This is a genomic window from Oceanobacillus alkalisoli, from assembly GCF_022213125.1.
In the GTDB taxonomy this organism is placed as follows: Bacteria; Bacillota; Bacilli; order Bacillales; family Amphibacillaceae; genus Oceanobacillus; species Oceanobacillus alkalisoli.
On record NZ_JAKNRA010000002.1, the window covers coordinates 15,222 to 36,493 of the forward strand.

General features: G+C 40.5%; 17 protein-coding genes and 1 other RNA gene. 2 read left to right on the plus strand and 16 right to left on the minus strand.

All coding sequences use genetic code 11. From position 1 onward, the window contains the following. Position 1: 1 nt before the first annotated feature. The 8 genes from L3V42_RS04655 to L3V42_RS04690 form a co-directional block, all read right to left on the minus strand. Positions 2-1,498, minus strand: coding sequence for a carboxypeptidase M32 (locus tag L3V42_RS04655; protein ID WP_238471459.1), 1,497 nt, complete (start codon positions 1,496-1,498; stop codon positions 2-4). 3 nt (positions 1,499-1,501) lie between these two features. After that, positions 1,502-2,638 (minus strand): THUMP domain-containing class I SAM-dependent RNA methyltransferase, encoded by a 1,137-nt coding sequence (locus tag L3V42_RS04660; protein ID WP_235760702.1) that lies wholly within the window; start codon positions 2,636-2,638, stop codon positions 1,502-1,504. Positions 2,639-3,069: 431 nt separating this feature from the next. Continuing rightward, positions 3,070-3,451: RNase P RNA component class B (rnpB, locus tag L3V42_RS04665), an RNA gene on the minus strand. Between the two features lie 67 nt (positions 3,452-3,518). Next, a complete protein-coding gene (gpsB, locus tag L3V42_RS04670; protein WP_235760703.1) occupies positions 3,519-3,833 on the minus strand; it encodes a cell division regulator GpsB in 315 nt (104 codons plus the stop codon). A 595-nt stretch (positions 3,834-4,428) separates the two neighbouring features. Then, positions 4,429-5,487, minus strand: coding sequence for an N-acetylmuramoyl-L-alanine amidase (locus L3V42_RS04675; protein ID WP_238471460.1), 1,059 nt, complete (start codon positions 5,485-5,487; stop codon positions 4,429-4,431). Between the two features lie 225 nt (positions 5,488-5,712). Continuing rightward, on the minus strand, positions 5,713-6,114 hold the full coding sequence (locus tag L3V42_RS04680) for a cytidine deaminase (protein ID WP_235760754.1): 402 nt from the start codon (positions 6,112-6,114) through the stop codon (positions 5,713-5,715). 13 nt (positions 6,115-6,127) lie between these two features. Continuing rightward, entirely contained in the window at positions 6,128-6,493 is a 366-nt protein-coding gene (locus L3V42_RS04685) for a YppE family protein (RefSeq protein ID WP_235760755.1), read from the minus strand. A 44-nt stretch (positions 6,494-6,537) separates the two neighbouring features. Then, positions 6,538-6,747 carry a hypothetical protein gene (locus tag L3V42_RS04690; protein WP_235760756.1) on the minus strand — a complete coding sequence of 70 codons (210 nt, stop codon included), beginning with the start codon at positions 6,745-6,747 and terminating at the stop codon, positions 6,538-6,540. A gap of 305 nt (positions 6,748-7,052) precedes the next feature. Between L3V42_RS04690 and recU the strand changes: the two genes are divergently transcribed. Both recU and L3V42_RS04700 read left to right on the plus strand, forming a co-directional pair. Then, a complete protein-coding gene (gene recU / locus L3V42_RS04695) occupies positions 7,053-7,649 on the plus strand; it encodes a Holliday junction resolvase RecU (RefSeq protein ID WP_235760757.1) in 597 nt (198 codons plus the stop codon). A 26-nt stretch (positions 7,650-7,675) separates the two neighbouring features. Then, positions 7,676-10,435, plus strand: a complete 2,760-nt coding sequence (locus tag L3V42_RS04700; RefSeq protein ID WP_238471461.1) for a PBP1A family penicillin-binding protein — start codon at positions 7,676-7,678, stop codon at positions 10,433-10,435. Between the two features lie 74 nt (positions 10,436-10,509). On the opposite strand, the gene nth is transcribed toward L3V42_RS04700, so the two are convergent. The 8 genes from nth to L3V42_RS04740 all read right to left on the minus strand — a co-directional run bounded on the left by nth (position 10,510) and on the right by L3V42_RS04740 (position 21,257). Continuing rightward, positions 10,510-11,172 (minus strand): endonuclease III, encoded by a 663-nt coding sequence (gene nth / locus L3V42_RS04705; protein WP_235760759.1) that lies wholly within the window; start codon positions 11,170-11,172, stop codon positions 10,510-10,512. A 4-nt stretch (positions 11,173-11,176) separates the two neighbouring features. Then, entirely contained in the window at positions 11,177-11,866 is a 690-nt protein-coding gene (locus L3V42_RS04710) for a DnaD domain-containing protein (RefSeq protein WP_235760760.1), read from the minus strand. Positions 11,867-12,658: 792 nt separating this feature from the next. Further along, positions 12,659-13,951 (minus strand): asparagine--tRNA ligase, encoded by a 1,293-nt coding sequence (asnS, locus tag L3V42_RS04715; RefSeq protein WP_235760761.1) that lies wholly within the window; start codon positions 13,949-13,951, stop codon positions 12,659-12,661. Between the two features lie 24 nt (positions 13,952-13,975). Then, positions 13,976-15,154, minus strand: a complete 1,179-nt coding sequence (locus tag L3V42_RS04720; RefSeq protein WP_238471462.1) for a pyridoxal phosphate-dependent aminotransferase — start codon at positions 15,152-15,154, stop codon at positions 13,976-13,978. A 13-nt stretch (positions 15,155-15,167) separates the two neighbouring features. Further along, positions 15,168-15,683: a cell wall elongation regulator TseB-like domain-containing protein gene (locus L3V42_RS04725; protein WP_235760763.1), complete on the minus strand. Its 516-nt coding sequence runs from the start codon at positions 15,681-15,683 to the stop codon at positions 15,168-15,170. 234 nt (positions 15,684-15,917) lie between these two features. Beyond that, entirely contained in the window at positions 15,918-18,725 is a 2,808-nt protein-coding gene (gene dinG, locus L3V42_RS04730; RefSeq protein WP_238471463.1) for an ATP-dependent DNA helicase DinG, read from the minus strand. Between the two features lie 376 nt (positions 18,726-19,101). Further along, the gene (locus L3V42_RS04735) at positions 19,102-20,091 is read right to left on the minus strand and encodes a biotin--[acetyl-CoA-carboxylase] ligase (protein ID WP_255783408.1); all 990 of its coding nucleotides are present in this window, start codon (positions 20,089-20,091) and stop codon (positions 19,102-19,104) included. After that, positions 20,058-21,257: a CCA tRNA nucleotidyltransferase gene (locus L3V42_RS04740; protein WP_238471465.1), complete on the minus strand. Its 1,200-nt coding sequence runs from the start codon at positions 21,255-21,257 to the stop codon at positions 20,058-20,060. Before L3V42_RS04740 ends, L3V42_RS04735 begins: the two co-directional genes overlap by 34 nt. Positions 21,258-21,272 lie beyond the last annotated feature (15 nt).

Below are 21,272 nucleotides of genomic sequence, written 5' to 3' on the forward strand. Positions count from 1 at the left end.
TTTAGAAATTATAAATCCGGCTGTATTTTTCTGTCAGGTAGTTAACTAAGTGCGCCGGATTTAGTGATTCGTTCGTGATGTCCTGAAGCAGTTCCAATGGTTTTTTCATTTTACCGTATTGGTGAATATTTTCTTTCAGCCAATTCGTAATTGGTGATAGATCGCCAGACTGCACAATCGAATCGACATCCAGCTGCTGGTTCAACGTATTGTAAAATTGAGCGGCATACATATAACCTAATGCATAAGATGGGAAATAGCCGAAGTCTCCGCTTGACCAATGGATATCTTGTAAGACCCCTTCCGCGTCATTGGCGGGCTCAATTCCAAGATAATCAACCATTTTCTCATTCCAAAGATCCGGAAGATCCTTCACTTCGATTTCCCCATTAATCAATGCCTTTTCCAGTTCATAACGGACCATAATATGGAGTGCATACGTAAGCTCATCTGCTTCAATGCGGATTAATGTTGGTTTTACTTCGTTGACTGCTTGGTAGAATTGGTCAATGTCCAGATCATTGAAAAAGTCTGGTGCAAAGGATTTAAATTTCTCATAGTTCGCCTGCCAAAATCCATTGCTTCTGCCGATCAAGTTCTCCCAGAATAAAGATTGGGACTCATGAATTCCCATGGATGTTCCAGTTGCAAGTGGTGTGCGAGCAAGCTTCTGATTGATGTTTTGCTCATATAAAGCGTGGCCACCTTCATGAATAATTCCAAACACTGCCATGCGGAAATCATTTTCATCATATCGCGTCGTAATTCGAACGTCTTGCAGATTTAACGTAATCTCAAAAGGATGAATCGTGTCATCGAGTCTCCCCGCTTCAAAATCATAGTTCATCTGCTTTAATACTTCAATCGAGAAGTTGCGCTGTTGCTCTTTCGAAAAATAGCCAAGTACAAGCGATGAATCAACATGCGCCTTGCTACTATTCACTTTTTGCCGTAATTCAGTCAATGAATCACGCAGTGCAGGGAATACTTTATCAAGTGTTTTTACCGTCATTCCCGGTTCATACTGGTCCAATAAAGCATCATAAATATGGTCTTCGTATCCCCAATAATTAGCGAATTTTTTATTGAATTCCACTAATCTTTCCAGATACGGCTGGAATAATTGAAAATTTTCTTTCTCCCTAGCCTCTTGCCATGCAGCCTCAGCTTGTCCTTGTAACGTGACATATTCTTTGTACTCGGCCCCGGGAATCTTTCGGTTTCGCTCATAATCCAGCTCGCATTCTTCAACTGCTTTTTGAATGACTTCATCATTTGTCTTATGCTTTAGTTCGTCAATGAAATGTTTCATTTTATCAGATGTCTGCATTTCGTGAACTTTAGCAGAGAGAACTCCGATTGCTTCTGAACGGGTTTCCACACCTTTTTTCGGTATTTTCGTCCGCAAATCCCAATGTGCAAGTGAAATTAATTCATGATAGGCATCAATTTCTTGTAAAAATTCCAGAAAATCTTTTTCTGAATTGCTTTTCGGCATGATTTATTCCCCCTTTATTTTTTTACCAAAATATTGATAATAGTTCGTTTGAATAAAACCATTAAATAACTTTCTCTTCTTCGTTGCCTGCTGACCATATTGTTTTTCAAATGTCTCAAATGCTGTGATGATATAGACACTCCAAGATGGATGATCCTTCATTACCTGACCGAGATCTTTATACATCTGAATGACTTCATCCCGTTCATTCAACCGTTCACCATATGGTGGGTTACTTACCACATATCCATTTTGTTTATGAATCGTAAGATCACTTACTTGCATTTGTTTCCATGTAATAAGATCGCTTAAACCTGCTTCCAAGGCATTTTCAGTTGCTGCTTCAATCATTTTATGACTAATATCAGAACCCATTACATCTAAAGGCTGATCGTAGTTAGCAAGGTCTTCTGCTTCCGTTAAAGCCACGTCCCAGAACTTACTTCTAATCCATGACCACTCTTCTGAGACAAACTCCCGGTTAAAGCCTGGCGCGATATTCTGACCGATCAGCGCCGCTTCAATTGGAATGGTTCCTGAACCACAGAAAGGATCAATAAACGGCTCATCCGGTCTCCAATTCGTTAATAAAACGAGAGCAGCAGCGAGTGTTTCTTTCAAAGGAGCCTCTCCTTGACCGACACGGTAACCACGTTTATGAAGTCCTGCTCCGGAAGTGTCCAGAGTTAAGACCGCAACGTCTTTCAACAAGGAAATCTCTATTTTAAATAATGCACCGGTCTCCGGCATTTTAGAAACCATTCCATATTTCAATTTCAATCGCTCTGCAATTGCTTTTTTCACGATTGCCTGACAATCCGGGACGCTATATAGTGTAGATTTCACTGATTTTCCACTTACAGGAAATTGTCCATCTTCTGCAATATAATCTTCCCAATTTAACGCTTTCGTTCCTTCGAATAATTCATCAAATGTTTTTGCTTCAAATTCACCTACGATAATTTTCACGCGGTCTGCTGTACGCAACCATAAATTACAGCGTGGAATTGCAGAAATGGGTGCTTCAAAGATTACTTTTCCATTTTCTACTTCAGCTTCATAACCGAGTTGTCTTACCTCCATCGCGACAATTGATTCAAGTCCCATCGCTGCTGTTGCAAGTAATTTCACCTTTTGCATACATGATAATTCCCTTCATTTACAGATTATTTTTAGTGTACCATATCAAGTAAAAAGAACAAAAGCGCAAGTGCCCGTTTAGCGACGTACAAACTGTGCCTCCCAGGATGGAAGGTAGTTCGATGTTGCCCCATACGTGAGTGAACTTAATCGAACTTCCACTTTTCTCTTTGAGTTGATGTTGACTTTGACCACAAGGGTATAAGGGCGACTAAGCCCCACAAAGACCGCTCGGCAAGTCTTCTTTATCGATTGGAGGAGTGTGAAGTTTGATAGTCGCTGGGCGCTGGAGCTGGACGTGGCTATTTCAGCAATTACCTTATTTATACAAAATTCAATTCTAATAATAGCTCTTAAAATAAAAAACCTATTTCAACTACAAAATGTAGCTGAAATAGGTTCCATCATTCATTACGGAAGACCGTTGAATACTCGATAAGCCATGTTCTGTCCCGCTGTACTGCAAACGGTGGTCTAAATCCCTCGTACATTGGGTGTAATCATCTATCTACAGACAAATGTCTGTCCCTCTTTCGGTTCAATTCCCTAATCGAGAGTGCCCCTACCAAAGTTTGGGTTGCTCACTCGCGGGGTTTACCTCGTTCCACCTGAATTGTTTCCAATCCAGCTTCGTCTCTGTGGCACTTTCAAGGAGTGTCTTCCATATCAAAGGACTTAGGAATTCCTCCTGCCGTTAACCAATTTATATTGGCTACCTTGACTTATCGTTTCGTCAAGCACGAACACTACAAGCATCTCAGCCTGTGTGAGCATGGACTTTCCTCTGCGAAATCGCAGCGATTACCTGAGTATTCAACTACCTGCTTTTCTAATTTTAGCATAAAATCAGCAGAAAGACAATATACGGCCATACTGCCAGCTATTCTGCAGAGTTGGAAACCTTCTTGCCGAATACCGCTTTTTCAAGATTGGACAAGCGCTTTAACACATCATAGTTCACCTGTGTATTCTGTTGGGGAGCTCGCGTTCTCGTATGTTGCTGCTCCATAGATGATTTCTTTATCCTGTCATTTTCTTGTCTTAATCGTTGGATTTCTTGTTGAAATGCATCATAATCTTGAATAATAACATCTAAAAATTCATCTACTTCCTTTTGGCTGTATCCACGAAATTCTACCTTAAAATCTTTTTCATAAATATCTTTTGCATTTAATTGGATCTGATCCGAACTCATCTCTATCACCTCTTATTTACGATTTTCCAGTTTCGATTATATGATATTGTTTGGTTATAGATTCACTACATTATATATCATAACATATCTGTTTATCAAAGGTTATTATTAAATAGGTATGTAGTCAAGTTGGGTCAACATTTAGAGTACTTTATGAGGTAGCAGAGTGCTTTTGAAGAATAAAGACAAGAGGGTGCCTATAACGGTTTTAAAGATGTATCATGTAAAGAAGAATGTAATACATGATGTGACAAGTTTATTTCGAAAAATTGTTGTGCAGAATTAATTGATAAAAAATAGCCTCTCAACTATTTTACAGCTGAGAGGTTTTTTAATTTTAGTAATAGCGGTTACAACAATGACAGTATTCTCTTCTACGTTTTTTGTCACGTTTGTAACAACAACAGTTTTCACGCTGCTTTTTACATGAATCGCAATGATCCTCATGTTTCTTTCTACATGGGTCAGAATAACACATAACTGATCTCTCCTTTCTTGTTTAGCATATGCACTTTGAAAGAAGAAGAGTGGACAAAGCTAATAGTAGGAAACACAATTTTCAAAGGCATCGACTCAGGTATAATAAATAACATATCTACAACCGTCTATTAACCTCGCCACGGACTTTTTCATACTCAGCTTGACTAATTCCTAGGGATTCCCGCCTCTCCGCGTGGCCATTCCCGTGTTTACCCGCAATAACCTCACGAGCCATCTGACTAATCGATTTTTCAGAAGGTGACAGCACACCAGCCAAACGTTTGTTTACTTCTTCTCTAACTTGGTTATATACAGCTTGGCTAATGCCTAACGATTTTCTTCTCGCATCATGGCCATTGCCGTGCTTCCCGCGAATCACTTCTTGAGCCATTTGCGCTACCGATTTGCTAGGACCGCTAGATTTAGGTGTAGAAGTTCCTCCTAATCTACGGTTAACCTCCATGCGAACTTTCTCATACTCCGATTGACTGATATCCAGTGACTCTCTCCTAGCTGCATGGCCGTTCCCGTGTTTGCCAGCAATAACTTCATCAGCCATTTGAGAAATTGTCTTCTCTTCCGGTTTGCTTGGAGTTCTTGGCTTACGAGGGAGTTTGCCATTAGTTGTCTCGGTGATAGCCTTAACAAGTTCTTTGGCGTACTTCTCCACCCCTTCGATCATTATCTTAGCATCGTGGGAGTTTGTACCGAAACCTAATTCAACCAAACGATAAGTGATGCCAGCATTTTTGGCACGGTTAACGTTTGCTAGTTCACTGCGTCCACTAATGCCGTGATGATTTCGGTGAGCATACCGTACACCGACGATTCGATCGATTGCATCCCGCAAAGCTAGATCCATTTTGTCGGGGCTATAATCACTGTGGATGATAACATGTCCGCCAGATGCGTTGGCTGTAGCTGCATCGAAGTGGATTTCTGTTACTTCAGTTGCATTGTACTTCTTAGCAAGAGCTGCGATATTTCCATAATCGTATACGTTATATTTGTCAAAAAAGACAACCTTATGATTTTTTGGCAGAAATCTTTTCATCGCTGGGAATAAATCTTCTGATACATACCTGTGTTCTCCTTTTGTAATGAATCCAGTTGCACCAAGGTCAAAGTCGCCGTTTCTTTTTCTTCCGTGTCCTGCGATCAGTAAATGAGTCATATAAATTCCTCCCATCCTATTTTATGCAAGAAAAAAGACAACTCTTGTAGAGCTGTCTCACTTTTCGTTAGTTCGCTTATACACTTTAACCCAAATTGCAGCGGCACTTACTAGGACACCCTGGATGATGATTACATGAACAACTAAAAAACACACCATCATAAACTAAGCTTGGTGTGTTTTGTGTTTTTCAACGTAATAACAAGGTGAATTACCTGGTCCATCTTATTCCGCATCCAAATCAGTCGGAGTAAAGGAAAATGGCAGCAGCTTTTCCATCGTAAATGTCTTTATATCTTGATTGAGATTGGTAAGATGAATTTCCATATCTTGCGAGAAGAACTCGCTCATCACTTGTCTGCAAGAGCCGCATGGTGGTACGGGACGATTCGTATCTGCGGCAACAGCCATTTCCTCAAATTCCGTTTCCCCTTCTGAGATCGCTTTAAATATTGCTACCCGCTCTGCACATAAGCTGACAGGATAAGCTGCATTTTCAATATTACAGCCTGTATAGACTTTGCCTGATTTCGTCCGCAATGCAGCTCCTACTGCGAATTTCGAATATGGAACATACGCAGTTTCCCTAATATTGATTGCTTGTTGGACTAATGATTGCTGATTCATGATTCTCCCCCACTTATTTGTTAGTATCCTCTAATTCCTCAAGTAATTGATCAAAGATATAGGTGATAGATTTATACAATTCCATATATCGCTTCGGCCGGGCATCTATAAAGTAGCTATGCATAAGCAAAAGCTCCATATTCTCTCTAGTTGACGCGACCTGCTGCGGGTGAACATTTACTTTCCGTTGCTTCACGATTCCTAGTGTTGCTTCTTCCCATTGTTCAAGTAGTTCATATACTGGATCTGTTTCTTCTTTTACCATATTAAAAAAATCTCTATCCCGGCGGTTTTTAGGTGGAGCAGTATTTTCAAATCTTTCTTTTAAACGATTGAGATGCGCTCTCAATTTTGCAGTTTGTGCTTTAACGGTTACCATGACTGACCACCTTATGTGTAAATATTTAAAGTTTCTTCCTTACTTTATCTATATTGTAATAAATTTTCGATTGTAGTTTCAACCATTTCCATTTCTTGTTGTTGCTCCTGGAACAGCTTTGAAATCTCATGGTTGGTTCTATTCTTTATTATAGCATCTAATTGTTCGAGTTGCTCAGCGATATCCATTAAGAATTGTTCAGCATCTTGCTTCCTTACTCCATCTACATATAATTGTTCCAATGCGATTGACATCCGCATCTCCTCCCTTTTCTATTAGCAATTCGTTCTTTGATGTTTAGTCTCCTGCTCTGTCGACAAAACTAGAAGTAAACGGTCAAAACTAGTTGTTTTTCTCATGCAAAATGGTAAAATGTTCACTTCAGGTTCGTTTCCAGACTCGTATTTTCATGGTATGATTTCTTTATCTATTTACCGAAAAAATGTTCCCTAATTATGTCTCTTTTTCATTTTTGTTATATAATGTATATGTACGATTACTTCCTGAGATTTAATGGAGTAAGGGAGGATGATCGGTTCAGTCAATAGGAGGAGAAATAATGAACTATCCAAATGGACAGAAAAGGCGTCCATTACAACGGGTAAATAGAGAAATGAAGAATCAAAAATACAGTAATCGGGGAATGACGCTGGAGGAAGATATCAATACAACAAACGAATATTATCTTGCACATAATCTAGCTGTTATCCATAAAAAACCAACCCCGGTTCAAGTCGTACGGGTGCATTACCCGCAGCGCAGTGCAGCTGTTATTACAGAAGCTTATTATAAACAAGCATCAACAACGGATTATAATGGATTATATCGCGGTAAATACATTGACTTTGAAGCAAAAGAGACGAAAAATAAAACGCGGTTTCCATTAGCTAACATTCATGAACATCAGATTGCTCATATGGAGCAGGTTGCAAGTCATGGGGGGATCAGTTTTATCATTATCCGCTTTTCAAGCCATGATGAAACATATTTATTTGAAACAGCGAAACTTCTTCCCCTTTGGTTCGACCAATTTAAGAAAGGGAAAAAATCAATTGCATATGAAACAATCCGAGATGAAGGTTATCTCATTCCCTTAAAATTTCAAGCAAGAGTGGACTATTTGTCTGTGATTGACAAGCTTTATTTCACAAAATAATAGTTCAAATGATGGAGGTTTTACTTATGACAGATAAGATGTCGCGAGCGGCAAGGAGAAATAAGAAAACAACGAAAAAGAAAACATCGGGAAAACGACCCATATGGAAGACAATTCTCTTTACGATTCTCTTTATTGGATTGGCAGCGGGAATTGTCGGTGGAGCAGTTGGGATATATTGGATAGCTACTGCACCGGATCTCGATCCTGACAAATTGAATGTTCCCCTATCTTCTACATTAAATGATAAATACGGGGAACCCTTTACCACGTTGGAATTAGAGAATCGGGAACAGGTCAAATATGAAGATTTACCTCAAGTACTAATTGACGCTGTAGTTGCTACAGAAGATGCTCGTTTCTTTGAACATAAGGGAATTGATTTACGAAGACTGGGCGGCGCTATTGTCGCTAACATTACGGATGGGTTCGGGTCGCAAGGTGCAAGTACTATTACCCATCAGGTAGTAGAGAACTTTTTTCTATCCAATGAAAAGCAAATTAAATTAAAGGTGCAGGAACAGTGGCTCGCACTGCAACTTGAAAGAAAATATTCTAAAGAAGAAATTTTAGAAATGTATTTAAATAAAATTTTCTATGGAAATAATTCTTATGGCGTTGTAGCAGCAGCGAAATCCTATTTCGGTGTGGAAGATTTAAATGATCTAACCTTGGCACAAGCGGCGATTTTAGCTGGATTACCACAACGGCCTACTGCATATAACCCATTCCGTGATCCAGAGCTTACAGCTTATCGGATGAATACGGTGCTTGATCTAATGGTACGCCATGGCAAGGTTACAGAAGAAGAAGCAAACGAGGCACGTGAAGTTGATATTGTTGCAATGCTCGCAGAACCTGAGGAAAGCTCTACGAAATACGGTGCGTTTATCGATAAAGTGGCCGATGAAATCAGTGAGAAATTAGAAGGCATCAATATTTATACAGATGGTTTAAAAATCAATACAACGCTTGATACAAATGCCCAGGAACGGGTTGAACTTCTATTAACAGATACGGAAGCTAACCCGCTGAATTATGGTAGTGATAATGTACAAGGTGCGATTGTTGTTACCGATACGAAAACAGGTGCTATACAAGCAATTGGCGGACGTCGTAATAGTACGGGCAGTCAAGAATTGAACTATGCGATAGATAAAAGGCCTAATTTGCAACCTGGTTCCACAATTAAACCAATCATGTCTTACGGACCGGCAATAGAGTATGACAAGATTTCTACGTATCACCAAATCAATGACGATGCGCCATACCAAGGACCAGGAATGGAAAAACCGATTAACAATATCACCCGTACTTACTCTGGTTGGGTTAGCGCTCGGACAGCATTAAGTCAATCCCTGAATGTTCCTGCGGTGAAACTTTTTGAAGAAGTAGGTGCAGACCGGGCGAAGAGTTTTGGTGAACAGCTTGGACTGGATATGCCAGATAACCTTTATGCTTCCGATGCTATCGGCGGTGGTAGTTTAACTGTTACGCCGCTGGAAATGGCAAGTGCCTTCAGTGTGTTTGGTAACGGAGGAGTTTATACAGAACCATATGCTGTAGAATCAGTTGAATTCCCAGACGGAAGCACGGTTGAGCTTCGGCCGGATTCAGAACCAGCTATTGAAGACTACACGGCTTACATGATCACGGATATGTTGAAAACTGTCTTTACGGACGGAACATGGGCGTCTGGTAGCATGGGCGGTTTACCGGTAGCTGGTAAGACGGGAACAACGAACGTCGATGACGGTTCAGCGGGAGACCGCTGGTTTATAGGATATACGACCAACTACACTGTATCTACTTGGGTTGGTGAGAATATTGTAGATGGAAAACGAGTAGGACTTCCAGATTCGGTGGATTGGACGATCGCCCAGCAAATGTTCCGGGAAACGATGCTCCATGTGTCGGAAGGTATTGATACAGCCGATTTCCAACAACCAGATTCTGTTGTGAAATTAGCGATCGAACGTGGAACAAATCCACCAGAGCTCGCAAGTGATCACACACCTGCCGCTCAAAAGGTTACCGAGCTATTCGTTCGGGGGTCTGAACCGACAACAACATCGGAAAAATTTGATCAGCTTGATGCAGTTAGCGGGCTGAATGCAACCTATAATGAAGATGATCATTCAATCCACGTGGAATGGGATTATAACACGGATAGTGATGTCTCCTTTGCAGTGAGTGCGAGTGTTGATGGGGGCTCCATGCAGGAATTAGCGACAACAGAGGATATGTCCTTAGATATATCGGAAGTAGAAGCTGGGGCAAAATACACGATTCAAGTCGTAGCGATTAGCAACGAAAATAATTCCATAACAAGTGAGCCTGCATCCACATCGATTACGGTACCAGGTGGAGATGAGGAGGAAGAGGAAGAAAATATACCTCCAGTCTCTAGTCTAAGCGCAACGTATGTGGAAGACCAAGGAATAATCGATGTTTCATGGAATTATGATGGTCCTCCCGCTGCTTTCGAAGTGACTGTCAACGGTGGACAAACGCAAACCGTACAGTCTCAAGGCATTGAGATAAGTGGTACATTCTCCCCTGGAGAAACCTATTCAATCAGTGTAACTCCAATTGGGCAAGAAGGTGACGTACGCGGCGATAGTCAATCAACATCTGTCAGCATACCACAAGCAGAAGAGCCAGAAGAACCAGAGGAAGAACCAGTAGAAGAGGCACCAGAACCAGAAGAAGATGAGGATGAAGGTGAAGAAGCACCACCTGAAGAGGATGAAACTCCCGATGAGGAAGAACAATCCGACGAATAACAAGAAAGCAAAGAAGGAAAAAAGGAAAGCTTATCTGCATAGCGACAGATAAGCTTTCCTTTATTTTTTGCTCTCTATTTCTTCTTTATTTCAAGCTTTCGCATCCGTTTTTTACCTTCTCGACAAAGATCAAGAAGTGGGCATTCCGGACAATTTGGATTTCTCGCTTTACAGTGGTACCTTCCAAAAAAGATTAATCGGTGATGTGTCTCTGACCATTCTTCCCGCGGTATCTTCCGCATCAAGGTCTCTTCCACTTCCAGTACAGAATCCTTCCAGCGGCATATCCCTAATCGCTTGGACACCCGTTCCACATGAGTATCAACCGCGATCGCTGGCTCATTAAAAGCGATGGAAGCAACGACATTCGCTGTCTTTCTGCCGACCCCTGCCAGCTTCATGAGCTCTTCCTTTGTTTCAGGAACCTTCCCTCCATGTTTATCGATCAAAACGTGGCAAAGCTTTTGGATGTTCTTTGCCTTTGTACGATAAAGTCCGATTGAACGAATATCCTGCTGGAGTTCTTCCAGTGGTACCGCAATATAATCTTCAGGCGTTTTATATTTCTTAAATAAGTCTGCCGTAACTTTATTCACTAATTTATCCGTACATTGTGCGGATAATACAACGGCAATCAATAATTCGAAAGGGTTCGAGTGAACCAACTCGCCCTCCGCATCAGGGAACATTTCTGCAATCGTATCTAATACATGTCTAATCTCTTTTAAATTCAGCATCTAACTAGTCTTCCCCTTCCAGCCAGTTATAGTAGATCGATGTATCTCTTTTTACTGTTTGAGCAGGCTGCTGGTTCACTTGCTGATGACTGTGAAACTTCCTGCTTGCATTTCTTGCTTGTTCAACAGAATGGATTCCTTTCTTCTTCCACTCCCGCAAGATACGATCAATATATTTAAAGTTTAATTTACCCATAAGTACTGATTCTCGAAGCCCTGCTTTAATTAATGCCGGACTGATTTCGTCTTCATCCAACCACGAGTTAATCATTTCGATTTCAAATGGAGAAATCGGCCGACCGAATTCCTGTTCAAACAAAATAAAAATCGTACCCGTTGTATTTTCTTCTTGCTCTTGTTCTTTTTCTTCATGATAAAGTTTTTCTAGTAACGGCTGAACAGAGTAGGCTTCTGAAATTTGACCTTTCTCATTTTCTCTTGGCTCAATCGTTAATAAATCCTTTTGAATAAGCTTCATTAAGATGTCGGAGCAATGTTTCTCACTTATTGTCAATGGATCAGCCAGTTCAGCGGGAGTTGGGAAATTGTTCTTCTCTTTGAAAAAGTAAATGAGTTGTAGAACAAGCACAAGCTCAGTTTCATTTAAACCAAGCTTCGTGTAGTTTGTCAGCAATCTGCCGGGGATATGTAATTGATCGTGTAATATTTCTTCCAGTGGGTTCGTTTCAAACATGTTAGGTACCTCCTTATTAGAAAGCTTCGTTGTTGACACCAAGGATTTCGGTGACAATCAAAGCTCGCACTTATGCAGTAAGAAAGGACTTATATTTATCCACCTGCCAAGTAAACATGCGAATTCCGATTCTTCATCACTCAACTTTGCGGACTTAAACAACTAAGCATTCTTTTTAAAACTTAACATATCTTCTGATTGCTTTCATACAGCGTAAGTGATTTGCACGTTCTCATGGTTTGCTTTCTAATCGCCGTTCAGTTGCCCGGTGGACGGATGCGCATCCTTAGGCACTGCTAGAGCTCCTCGGGCTGAGCACTAAGGGGTCTCCAGGCTCGTGCTGTTCCCGCAGGAGTCACCGTCCACCGGGCAACTGAACTGGTGAAGATGATTATGATAAATAGAAATTATCCCATCATTACAGCAGTGTGAAGAAGATTGTATTTATAGAATAATAAATAGTGTTCTAAATTAGGCTTTTCCTGGTAGCAGTCCAGACACCTCGAGACTCCTGCGGGAGGCCGGCTAAAAACGGTCACGTCCTGTGACCAACACCGGCATTAGAACTTCCTGTTCGGAGGTAGGCCTGCGAGCCCCCTTAGTGCTCAGCGCGAGGAGGCTTACCGGCCGATCAGCAGGTGCAAGAGGTGTCTGGACTGCGGACCTCCAGTAGAAAGTTTCGGAGTTTGGCACACTTACGCTGTATGAAAGTTGCAGTTTAGTTTAGTAAATTAAACAATTGTAAATCCCTTGCTTTAGTTGCAAGGGATTTATCATTACATTTATTTAAGGTTACGGATATAATCTATTTAACAGACGCGGGAATGGAATTGTTTCGCGAATATGCTCCACACCCGTAAGCCATGCTACAGTACGCTCAAGACCAAGGCCGAACCCAGAATGTGGAATGCTTCCATATTTCCGCAATTCCAGATACCACGCATAGGCAGGGCCGGTTAATCCGTGTTCCTCGTAACGCTGTTTCATCAATTCGTAATCGTGAATACGTTCTGAGCCGCCAATCACTTCACCGTATCCTTCCGGTGCAATTAAATCAGCGCATAAAACAACATCATCACGCTCTGGGTGCGGCTGCATATAAAATGCTTTAATGTCTTTCGGATAGTTCACAATAAAGACAGGATTATCGAAGTTATCGGCAATTGCTGTTTCATGTGGCGCGCCGAAATCTTCACCCCATTCAATATCATCAAATCCTTTTTCTTTCAGCAAATCAATTGCTTCATCATACGTGATTCGCGGGAAAGGTGCTTGGATCTTTTCAAGCTTGGAAATGTCTCTTTCTAATACATCCAGCTCTAATGTACAGTTATTAAGTATGGATTGAATAAGGAACATGACGTAATTTTCTTGAATAACGAGGCTTTCTTCATGTTCGATAAATGCCATCTCTGGTTCGATCATCCAGAATTCAATTAAATGTCTCCGGGTTTTTGACTTTTCAGCACGGAATGTCGGTCCGAATGAAAAAACTTTTCCTAACGCCATCGCAGCGGCTTCCATATAAAGCTGTCCACTCTGGGATAAATAAGCATCCTCATCAAAATATTTCGTATGGAATAATTCGGTTGATCCTTCAGCTGAAGAAGCTGTCAGAATTGGCGGATCAACTTTAACGAAACCTTGATCATTGAAAAATTCATACGTTGCTCGGATGATTTCATTACGGACTTTCATGATTGCATGCTGCTTTTTCGAACGTAGCCATAAATGGCGATGGTCCATTAGAAATTCGGTTCCATGCTCTTTCGGAGTAATAGGATAATCTTCTGCTTCATGGATTACGTCAATATCCGTTACTTGCATCTCATATCCAAATGCAGAGCGTTTATCCTCGACAATTTTCCCTGTAATATAAATCGATGTTTCTTGTGTTAAGTTCTTCGCTGTCTGGAAAATCTCTTCCTTTACATCATTTTTTGCTACAACTGCTTGCATGAAGCCAGTACCATCACGTAATTGCAGAAAGGCGATCTTCCCGCTGGAACGTTTATTTGCAAGCCAAGCTCCAATTGTTACTTCTTTTTCATTATAATCAGGTGCTTGAGATATCGTAATCTTCATCTTGTTACCTCCATCAATCGATCTTTAGTGCGTTTCGACAAAGCGTTTAATCCGTTTTGCCGCTTCTGTTAAGTCATCCATTGATATACAATAGGATAGTCTCACGTTGTCTGGTGCACCAAATCCAGTGCCAGGCACCATGGCGACTTTTTCATCTTCTAAAATTGCTGTTACCCATTCGTCAACTGTGTCAAAGCCATTGTTTCGGACGGCTTCTATTACATTTGGGAATAAATAGAATGCCCCTTTTGGTTTTTCACACGTGATCCCCGGGATTTCACTTATTAAAGTGTAAAAGACATCCAGTCTTTCTGCAAATATATCTCTCATCTTCCGGATTTCACTTTCGTCTATGGAAAGTGCAGCAACAGATGCGTGCTGGGCAATAGAAACTGGATTAGATGTAGAATGAGAAGAAACATTGTTCATTGCTTTAATAATCTGCTTCTCTCCAGTTGCATAGCCAATTCTCCATCCTGTCATGGCGTATGTTTTTGAAACGCCATTTATGACGACCGTTTGTTTCTTTAATTCAGGACTTATCGAAGCAATTGATACATGCTCTTCTTCCGAGTATATAAGCTTTTCATAAATTTCATCGGAAACGATAAGGATATTATGTTTAAGCGCAATTTCGCCTAGCTTTTCGAGTTCTTCCTCCGAGTACATCATACCTGTTGGATTACTCGGAGAATTGATGATAATTGCTTTTGTTTTATTCGTAATTGCTTTTTCCAAATCTTCTGGATGTACTTTAAAATTATATTCTTCCTTTGTGTGAATAAAGACAGGAACACCTTCAGCAAGTTTCACTTGTTCTGGATAACTTACCCAATAAGGTGCAGGGATAAGCACTTCATCCCCTTTATTTAAAAGCACTTGGAACAATGCATAAAGGGCATGCTTTGCTCCCATCGTGACGATGATTTCTTCTTTTGAATAGGTGAGCTGATGATCTCTCTCCATTTTCTTTTGAATCGCCTCAATAAGCTGGGGGATTCCGCCAGTCGGTGTATATTTCGTAAACCCTGCTTGCATGGCTTGAATAGCCGCTTCCATAATTGGTTCAGGGGTATTAAAATCTGGTTCCCCAGCTCCTAACCCAATGACATCATGGCCTTTACTTTTTAATTCGTTCGCCTTAGCAGTAATAGCCAGTGTTGATGAGGGAGTGATCGTTTTAACTCGGTTCGCTAATTCCATTTGTACTTTCCTCCTAATTGAACTTTCTTAAATAACGTATTTCTTCATAATCGGACCCATCATAAATCGAGCGATAATCAAATACATATCGGTCATTCTCATCATAATAGACGAGTTCCCATAGTATTTCTTCATCCAGCAAGGCTGGTGTTATTTTTACTAATTGACAAGTCCTACAATCAGACTGCCACCTATCAATCATGGAAGATGGGGCTAGAACTTCTGTTGAATCGACTGTCGTCAGTGTTTTCTCGTTTCCTTCCAGCGGGTAAAAAATGATTTTTCCGTTGCCTTCTTCACTCTTCCCGTAAACGACATGGTACGCTGCTTCACCATTGAAGTTTTCAATTTTCGAAATCTCCGTTATTTCTGTTTGCTTTAGTAATTCCCGCTTTGTTGCTTCATGGCCTTCTGTACGTTCAGAGTTTAAATCCATGTATAAAAAGATACCATAAATAAACATAGAAATAAATAGAAGGAGAAAGGTAATCATGCTAAAAATCAGCCATTTTCGTCTTGTTTCAGCCATTTTTTACACCTCTTCCGACAAGTTCCCTAATTCTTCCCTGTGTTTAAAAAAATTTCTAGCCATAGAACGAATCCGGTGGTTCATACTATAGGTAGTAACGCTCTTGACTGGATTTCCAGACAAGACCCGTTGCAAAAATTTTCTCCCTCATACCAAACCGCACGTTTGCTACTGTATGTTTATACAGTAGCTTTTTTTGAGCGGGTAACCTGGAAGGGAGCTTCCGCCTTTGTTTTAAAACCATTTTCTTGCTTGTTCAATCAAGGTTTGGGTGGAGTCGTTCAGGATTAGTACTTCTGGTATGGATTCTGTAAAGTAGCGTCCGTACCGTGCTTTCACAATTCTCGAATCACAAATGAAAACGATTCCCCTATCACTGGATGAACGGATTAAGCGTCCAAATCCTTGTTTGAATTTTATAACGGCATTTGGTAAGGATAATTCCATGAATGCATTTCTTCCCTCTTCCTTCAATTCCTGTGATTTCGCCTCATAAACTGGATGGTCTGGTGGTTGGAACGGAAGACGGACAATCATCAAGCAGGATAAATCCTCACCAGGAATATCAACACCTTCCCAGAATGAGCTTGTACCGAGCAGTATCGAGCGTTCAAAGCTTTGGAAATTCTTCTTCAGTCTTGTTCTGCTCCCACTCGTAATTCCTTGCCCGATAAGCATGTATTTATCATCCGTCATAATTTCTTTCAAGAGTTTATAGGATTTCCGTAACATATCATAGGAAGTAAACAGCACGAGCATGCGTCCTTCTGTCACCTCTGCTAAAGAAAGAATAGCTTCACTTGTTGCATAAATATAATCATCCATATTTCCATACTTAATATCCGGAAAATCATTTGGAATCAAGAGCTGGACCTGGTCTTTAAAAGAGAATGGAGAACGGATTTGTTTCGTGATCAGTCTCTCTTTCGGAAGACCGAGCCTCTTTATGATAAAGTTGAATGAATTCTTCATTGTCAACGTGGCGCTCGTTAAGATGACACTGTCTTTCTTCGCGAATAACTCTTCACCTAGTAAGGTCGAGACGTTAGTCGGTTCACTGTATAAATAAACGGCCTGTTGATAGCCTCTCGTATCCATTTCGAGCCACTGGACGTGATGGATATCTTGGTCTACTAAAAACAACAGTTCCAAATGGTCAATATGGTCTTGTAAGTTTTCCATTACTTGAATAAATTCCTGTCGATCGTTCTTCACATAGTCTTCCTCATCCTCAAGACTCTTATCAATAAGCGATAAGAAATAGATAAGATCACGATAATAAAAGATCAGACGATTCACCATTTCGGTTATTATTTCCCAGTTGGAAGCATGTACTGTCTCCTTACTAAATCGGAACTGGATTCTTCCCACATCACTTAATGATTTATCTTTTTTGCGTTGTTTGGTCACGTAAGCATGTAAATATTGATAGAGATCATCAATTTCGTTTTTTGTATTTGTTATTAATTCATCCCATTTTTCAAGGGAGAATTTATCTTCCGTTTCTTCGTACTTACCAACTATATAATTGAAAAACTTTGTGTCCTCCGAACGACCAATTTGATTTAATGTATAATGCATTGTAATATTATCCAGTTTCAATCCGTAATGATAGGCTGCTGTATCTTCTAAATGATGAGCTTCATCGATGATCACCTTATCATACACAGGAAGAAATTGATAATCGTTAAACATATCGGTACATAAGAGAGCGTGATTCGTTATAATTAAATCTGCACGCCCGGCCCTTCTTCTTGCACGTGTGTAAAACGAATACCGGAACCAGGGTGACGTGACATCGAGCTTCCTTTCTGCATCTGCTGAAACGCGCTGGAAAAATGTATAACCGCTTGTCGGAAGTTGAATTTCATCAATATCGCCAGTCACAGTTTCCGTAAGCCATACAAGTAAAATTGCTTTCGTTAGCGTCGTATCATAGTTATCTCGCTCTAAATGACTTAATTCATATGCAAAGCGTTCCAGGCTTAAATAATGATTCCTCCCCTTTAACAATGCAGCTTCAAACGGAAAGTCCACGATTTTCTGCACGAGAGGAATCTCTTCTTCTAAAAGCTGTGTCTGCAGCTGTGTGGTATACGTGCTAATGATAATTCGTTTATTCTGTTTAACAGCCTCATATACTGCAGGAAGTAAATATGCAAGGGATTTCCCTGTACCAGTTTCAGCTTCCACTAAAGCATGTTCCTCACTCCGGAATGCATCATACACCGTTTCAGACATTTCCCGCTGACCGCTTCTTTTTTCATATTTCTCGAATTGTTTCTCGAGTGTACCTTCTTCCTCATAAATATGATCTAAATAATCACCGAAAGAAGTTGCTAACACCATTTCCTCTTTAACCGTGTCCTCGATCATTTTAAATGCGAGTCCATTATATGTAGCAAACTTCGCTTCATCAGCAAAGGCAAAACTATTCCGCTCCATTGCCTCATTCAACATATTAGCAAGGTTTGACTTAAACATGGGTTCTAATTTTGCCAGATTGGCAAGTGTCTCATACGGAAGCTGAAATAACTTCTCCTTTAACTTCAAGAATAATTTAGCGGTGACGTAAGCATCCGATAAAGCCCGATGTGGTTCATCGTGATAAATACCAAGGTAATCTGTAATCTGCGATAATTTATAGCTTGGAGCTTTCGGATAAAGGATACGGGATAGTTCGACGGTGTCAATGACAGGATTCCTTAGGGGTGTCCTTCCACTGTGCACTAATTCTGCATTTAAAAAACCCATGTCAAAGGGAACGTTATGTGCAATGAGATAACTATCCTCAAATAACTCCATTATTTTGTCCGCTTTTTCGTTAAAATATGGTGCATCTTTAACATCATCATTTGTTATATTCGTCAGATTGGTTATAAAGGGAGGTATTTTTTTATTTGGGTTTAGGAAAGTATCTCTTTTATCGACAATTTCATCATCATTAATAATTACCATTCCAATCTCGATGATTTTATCGTCATTATCAGGCGAATGCCCAGTTGTTTCTAAGTCAATCACAACAAATTTTTTCAATTCCACACCTCCGTCCTCTCTATTATATACGTCATTTCGTCCAAAAGAAAACTCTTATCCCTTTATTGATAAGAGTTTTCTTCCTCCATCTATCACGTTTAACTATTAGAGGTTGTTCAAAAGTCGTAAAAATGACACTTCGTGAAAGGGAGGTTCTACTAAGACCGTCCACGTCCTGTGCACAACGTAGAACTCACCACTTCCTGTGGAAGCTCGTTGGCTCGCTTTTTCTCTCCTCACACACCTACGAACGTACATTCCGGTGCCGGGAGCTTCGCCGCCTCGAATTTCGACGCACAGGATGTGCTAGTGTCGGCGTTGCAACAGGACGTTGCTTATTTAGCCGACCTCGGTCCTTTTTATCCTCCTTTTGAACACACTATTATTTAAACCATTCGATTTCACCGGAATATATTTTCTCCACTTCCCCATTATCATGTAAAATAAGGAGGGCGCCGTCTTCAGCAATCCCGTGGAAAATCGCTTTTTTCTCTTCTCTCAGGTTTTTAATTTTTATTTTTTCTCCCATTTTAAAACCATAACTTTCCCATTTTTTCTTTACATCAGAAAAGCCATTAGCCAAATATCTGTCAAAAGCAGCTTCAAATTCTTTTAAAAATTGTTGAATGAGTTCTTGAATGGACCACTGTTTTCCTGTTTCCAAATAAAGTGAAGTCGCTTTGGCTGCTAGTGACTTTGGTATATCGCCTGCTGTATGGTTGATATTTAAACCGATGCCGATAACGATGTATTGAATTTGGTCCTGTTCTGCTTGCATCTCTGTTAAAATTCCTGCTGTTTTCTTTTTATTGATCAAAAGGTCATTTGGCCATTTAATCATCGATTCTACACTTGCATAGTCTTTTAACACGTCAGCTAATACAGTTGCAGTTAGCAACGTTAGCTGAGGAGCCTCTTGCGGAAGAATTTTAGGACGCAGTAAGATGCTTAGCCACATGCCTTTATTCCCTGCAGAATGCCATTCCCGGTTCATTCTTCCCCGCCCTGCTGTTTGTTCATCGAGAATAGCTACCGTTCCATGCCTTGCCCCTTCTACAGCCGCTTGATGAATTAATTGCTGGGTAGAAGCAGCGGAGGATTTATGAATGATCGTCTGACCAAGCCACTCTGTTTCCAGACCCCATTTGATCGTATTATCACTGACTTTATCTGGATGTTTCAGGATACGGTATCCCTTTCTTGGAACACCTTCAATGACATACCCGTCCTTTTCCAATGCTTTCATGTGTTTCCAGACACTATTGCGAGAAATATGCAATAGCTCGGAAATATCCTGACCCGATATATAGGTTTCTTCGTTTTCCGACAGAATTTGAATTAATCTATTTCTCGTTGAATCCACTCTAACCATTCCTTTACGTCACGATACTGATTATTTACCTTGCCAGTAATTACAGCCTTTTCCGCTTCTCCAAGCAAATGCTTCACCCATACTCCTGGTTTCTTGTCAGGGAAAAGTGTTAAAAGATCATTTCCGTTGATTGCTAACTCGTCTCTTGATTGAATCGGCAATTTCTGCTTTAACCGCCTTAATTCCGTAACAGATAGCTTATCATGTAATAGCAGGTCAACTAATCTGGTAAAAGCTCTGAAGCGCTCCTCTTTAAGCTGGTATATTACAGTCTCATTTAAGCCATTTCGCTTATATCGCTCGATATCCTCGGTTAATTGTATTGCAAGTCGCTTCGTTCGATTAGAGCATTTCCATTCCTTTGTCCACTCATGGATCGGAATTTCTGGCTTTTGATAATGAAAGAAAGCAATAACCTCAGCAAAACTTAGGAGAGGTCTCATATTATGCGGAATTACCCCGATTAAACTAGGATCATCTTTAAAAATCGGTAAAACAGTATGAACCGCTGTCTTTACTAAATAATTCACTCCAATTGAAACATGTTTTCCTGCAAAGAACCGTTCCATTTCATTCGTAATTCTTTCAACGGAAATATCGCGTATTGCTGATTTACAAGCAACCATCGCTGTAAACGTTTCTTCCTCAATTTGGAAGCCGAGCTGACTAGAAAAGCGGAGGGCACGGATGATGCGCAAGGCATCTTCCCCGAAACGCTCCTTGCCATTACCGACCGTTCGAATGATTTGTTGTTCCAAATCGCTTTTACCGGAAAATAAATCAGTAATTCGGCCGGTTTTATCCATCGCGAGAGCATTGATTGTAAAATCACGTCGCTCTAAGTCTTTTTCAATGTTATGGATAAATTCAACATGATCTGGACGTCTGCTGTCCGAATAGCTCCCTTCTGTACGGAAGGTAGTTACTTCATATGATTCTTTCTCGTGCCTTACGATAACTGTACCGTGTTCAATTCCCACGGGGATGACGCTCGGAAAAATTGCTTGAACCATATCCGGTGTGGCAGAGGTAGTGATGTCAATGTCTTTAATCGGCCGTTCGAGTAAAAGATCCCGCACACAGCCTCCAACAAAATAAGCCTTATGACCTTCAGCTTCAAGGGTCTCTAATATGGGCTTTGCTTGCTTGAATATTTCTTTTAACATGCCTTCACCAAATTT

What these genes read in the sequence shown, in the direction of transcription:
- L3V42_RS04655 (WP_238471459.1), bottom strand. Translation starts at nt 1,498, where the DNA reads ATGCCGAAAAGCAATTCAGAAAAAGATTTTCTGGAATTTTTACAAGAA.
- L3V42_RS04660 (WP_235760702.1), bottom strand. Translation starts at nt 2,638, where the DNA reads ATGCAAAAGGTGAAATTACTTGCAACAGCAGCGATGGGACTTGAATCA.
- gpsB (WP_235760703.1), bottom strand. Translation starts at nt 3,833, where the DNA reads ATGAGTTCGGATCAGATCCAATTAAATGCAAAAGATATTTATGAAAAA.
- L3V42_RS04675 (WP_238471460.1), bottom strand. Translation starts at nt 5,487, where the DNA reads ATGACTCATTTACTGATCGCAGGACACGGAAGAAAAAGAAACGGCGAC.
- L3V42_RS04680 (WP_235760754.1), bottom strand. Translation starts at nt 6,114, where the DNA reads ATGAATCAGCAATCATTAGTCCAACAAGCAATCAATATTAGGGAAACT.
- L3V42_RS04685 (WP_235760755.1), bottom strand. Translation starts at nt 6,493, where the DNA reads ATGGTAACCGTTAAAGCACAAACTGCAAAATTGAGAGCGCATCTCAAT.
- L3V42_RS04690 (WP_235760756.1), bottom strand. Translation starts at nt 6,747, where the DNA reads ATGTCAATCGCATTGGAACAATTATATGTAGATGGAGTAAGGAAGCAA.
- recU (WP_235760757.1), top strand. Translation starts at nt 7,053, where the DNA reads ATGAACTATCCAAATGGACAGAAAAGGCGTCCATTACAACGGGTAAAT.
- L3V42_RS04700 (WP_238471461.1), top strand. Translation starts at nt 7,676, where the DNA reads ATGACAGATAAGATGTCGCGAGCGGCAAGGAGAAATAAGAAAACAACG.
- nth (WP_235760759.1), bottom strand. Translation starts at nt 11,172, where the DNA reads ATGCTGAATTTAAAAGAGATTAGACATGTATTAGATACGATTGCAGAA.
- L3V42_RS04710 (WP_235760760.1), bottom strand. Translation starts at nt 11,866, where the DNA reads ATGTTTGAAACGAACCCACTGGAAGAAATATTACACGATCAATTACAT.
- asnS (WP_235760761.1), bottom strand. Translation starts at nt 13,951, where the DNA reads ATGAAGATTACGATATCTCAAGCACCTGATTATAATGAAAAAGAAGTA.
- L3V42_RS04720 (WP_238471462.1), bottom strand. Translation starts at nt 15,154, where the DNA reads ATGGAATTAGCGAACCGAGTTAAAACGATCACTCCCTCATCAACACTG.
- L3V42_RS04725 (WP_235760763.1), bottom strand. Translation starts at nt 15,683, where the DNA reads ATGGCTGAAACAAGACGAAAATGGCTGATTTTTAGCATGATTACCTTT.
- L3V42_RS04735 (WP_255783408.1), bottom strand. Translation starts at nt 20,091, where the DNA reads ATGGTTAGAGTGGATTCAACGAGAAATAGATTAATTCAAATTCTGTCG.
- L3V42_RS04740 (WP_238471465.1), bottom strand. Translation starts at nt 21,257, where the DNA reads ATGTTAAAAGAAATATTCAAGCAAGCAAAGCCCATATTAGAGACCCTT.